Raw genomic sequence first — 2,222 nt, forward strand, 5'->3', positions numbered from 1 at the left:
GGACCAACGCCTACGCACACGCTGCGTCACCACCCGCCGAGCCCGCGGACACCTCCGCACCGCTCAACTTTGAAGACCCGACAACGCGCCGGTCCTGAAGGACCTGCTGGGGCCAGCGTCGCAGCTGGCGGCGCTCCGGCTGGTCACCGAGCAGCCTCTTGCCGACGCGCTCGCCCGGGCCGCGGCCGGGCAGCCGACCCCCCAGGGGGCCCTGCACCTGGTGGTGGCCGCCGAGGTGTGGCTGCGGCAGCACGCCCCCGCCCCGGCGGCGTGGTGGGAGGAGGTGGGCGGCCGTGTGGCGGCTGTGTGAGGGCGCCCACCCCGTGCTCACCGACGAGGGCGGCGCGATCCTCAGCGAACGGAGCGGCCGCTGGGCCTATCTGACGCCGACTGCGTCGGCTGCGGTAATGCTCCTGCTCGCCTTTACCAGCCAGGAGGAGGCCGCCGCACGGTTCGCTGACCGGTACGGCATCGGTGCCGGGCAGGCCGCCGCCGGCGTCCGCACGGTCACCGAGGCCCTGGCCACCCAGGACCTCTCGTACGACGGCAAGACGGCGGCGAAGCCGCGCCGACGCTGGTGGAAGGGGTGGCAGTCGTGACGAGCATGGAGGCGTACTCCACCGTCCGTACCGGCACCTTCCCCGAGCGGCCCGGAGCGCTCCAGGTCCTCGGGCTCGGGGATCAGCTCGAGGACGAAGGCACGGGCCCGGTCCCGCCGCCCGAGGCTCCCGTCGCTCATGCCCCCGCGCCCGTCTGCGGCAGATGCCCGAGTAGCGTCAACTCGGTCACCAGCGCGTCGTACGGCGCCCGCCGCTCGGGCTTGTCGCTGGGAAAGCCGACCGCGGACGCGGTCGCCTCCCGCCTTGGGATCTCGGTGGACAGGACGCTCCACTTAGGATCGCCTTGGCCACAGCCGGATCGGGGACAGTGGTGCGGTGTCGGCGGCGCAACCGAACCCCTTCGACCCCGGACGCTCGCATGATCCGGGCGACGCGTTTGTGGTTGACCGCCTCACCGCCCGTCTCACGGAGTTCGGCGGTGATCCGAGGGACTCCGTAGGTGCCGTCCGATTCCTGGTGCACGGCCCATGTTCGGACGGTCGGCCTGGCGTCGACTGCCTGCCGGGCAGCCCGGTCCTTCGCCGTCCGCCGCCAGTAGTAGAAGCTTGAGCGAGCAACGCCGAGGACACTGCACAGCCGCTTCACGCCGTAACGGCGCTGGGTCGGCGACATACTGGAAGGGGTTCACCAGCGCGTCTCCCCGGCGAAATACTTCGCTGCCCTCCGCAGTATCTCGCGCTCCTCCTCCGACTCGCGGACCTTCTTCCGCAAGGCCGCGTTCTCCGCCGCCAGCGGCGTCGGCGGCTGTGCCGCCTCCGGGGACGGCTTGCCCCGGCAGCCCTTACCCAGTTCCGCACAGTCTCCGGATTGGCCCCCAGATCGGCGGCGACTGACCTGATCGTTGCCTCTGGCCGCGACTCGTACAGGGCGACCGCGTCCGCCTTGAACTGCGGCGGGTAGTTCTTCATGACCACGAGATGTCCGTCCTCAGATCCTCAGGATACAATGTCTCGTGTGTCCAACATGAGGGGTCAGGGCCCGGGGGCCCGGGGGGGGGGGGGGGGGAGGCGAAGAGTTTAGCCCGTCACCTCTCGCTCTTCTCGTGTTTGTGCTTGCCGAAGTACATCAGCTCCCAGATAGCTGACTCACTGATCTCGTCGATAACCTCGTCGTTCTCCTTGTGGGTCAGGGTGACGGGGCCTGTGAACCGGGAGTAGGAGCCGTCGAGGCCGGCCAGCTTCGCGAGTACCTTCTTGAACCCGTGCACGCTGTCGAGGAACATCGTCCGCAGGATCGTCTCACGCCGATGGTAGGACAGTGTGTACTCGGTCGTGCCGTTTCGGTACGTGAACGAGTGAATATTCGCCACCGGCTTACCGGTGATCTCGTCGGTGTGAATGTCGTGCTTTTCGAAGTTGACCTTCGAAACGTCATCGGCGACGACCTTGCCGTTCTTGGCGAGCATGAACACCGGTAGGGGTGTGTAGCCGTACTGCTTCTCGGCGATCATCTCGGCGGTGATGAACGTGTAGTCGCCTGCTACGCCCCGACCCCAGTACCAGTTGTTCAGCACCGACATCATCTCTCGCACAGGAGGTGGGTGACGGGCGCAGCAGGGTCCTCGCTTCGGCGTCGACGCAGGTAGTCGCGGTAGGGGTCGAC

The 2,222-nt window shown here is 68.2% G+C and carries 4 protein-coding genes; 1 reads left to right on the top strand and 3 read right to left on the bottom strand.

The genetic code is table 11. The features are described 5' to 3' along the window. The first annotated feature begins 293 nt into the window (after nt 1-293). Nucleotides 294-599, top strand: a complete 306-nt coding sequence (locus LCE31_RS39045) for a hypothetical protein (protein WP_225022993.1) — start codon at nt 294-296, stop codon at nt 597-599. Between the two features lie 186 nt (nt 600-785). On the opposite strand, the gene LCE31_RS41435 is transcribed toward LCE31_RS39045, so the two are convergent. The 3 genes from LCE31_RS41435 to LCE31_RS39060 form a co-directional block, all read right to left on the bottom strand. Continuing rightward, on the bottom strand, nt 786-1,232 hold the full coding sequence (locus LCE31_RS41435; protein ID WP_225022995.1) for an IS3 family transposase: 447 nt from the start codon (nt 1,230-1,232) through the stop codon (nt 786-788). Continuing rightward, on the bottom strand, nt 1,202-1,528 hold the full coding sequence (locus LCE31_RS41440) for a transposase (RefSeq protein ID WP_225022996.1): 327 nt from the start codon (nt 1,526-1,528) through the stop codon (nt 1,202-1,204). The genes LCE31_RS41435 and LCE31_RS41440 overlap by 31 nt, the downstream gene beginning before the upstream one ends. Nucleotides 1,529-1,644: 116 nt before the next feature. After that, nucleotides 1,645-2,133 carry a hypothetical protein gene (locus tag LCE31_RS39060; protein ID WP_225022997.1) on the bottom strand — a complete coding sequence of 163 codons (489 nt, stop codon included), beginning with the start codon at nt 2,131-2,133 and terminating at the stop codon, nt 1,645-1,647. Nucleotides 2,134-2,222: the final 89 nt, after the last annotated feature.

The sequence above is a fragment of the Streptomyces sp. 8L genome, assembly GCF_020176795.1.
Classification (GTDB): Bacteria; Actinomycetota; Actinomycetes; order Streptomycetales; family Streptomycetaceae; genus Streptomyces.

Bases quoted from the DNA above. Each gene is read 5' to 3' on its own strand.
- LCE31_RS41435 (WP_225022995.1), bottom strand. From the start codon at position 1,232: ATGTCGCCGACCCAGCGCCGTTACGGCGTGAAGCGGCTGTGCAGTGTC.
- LCE31_RS41440 (WP_225022996.1), bottom strand. From the start codon at position 1,528: ATGAAGAACTACCCGCCGCAGTTCAAGGCGGACGCGGTCGCCCTGTAC.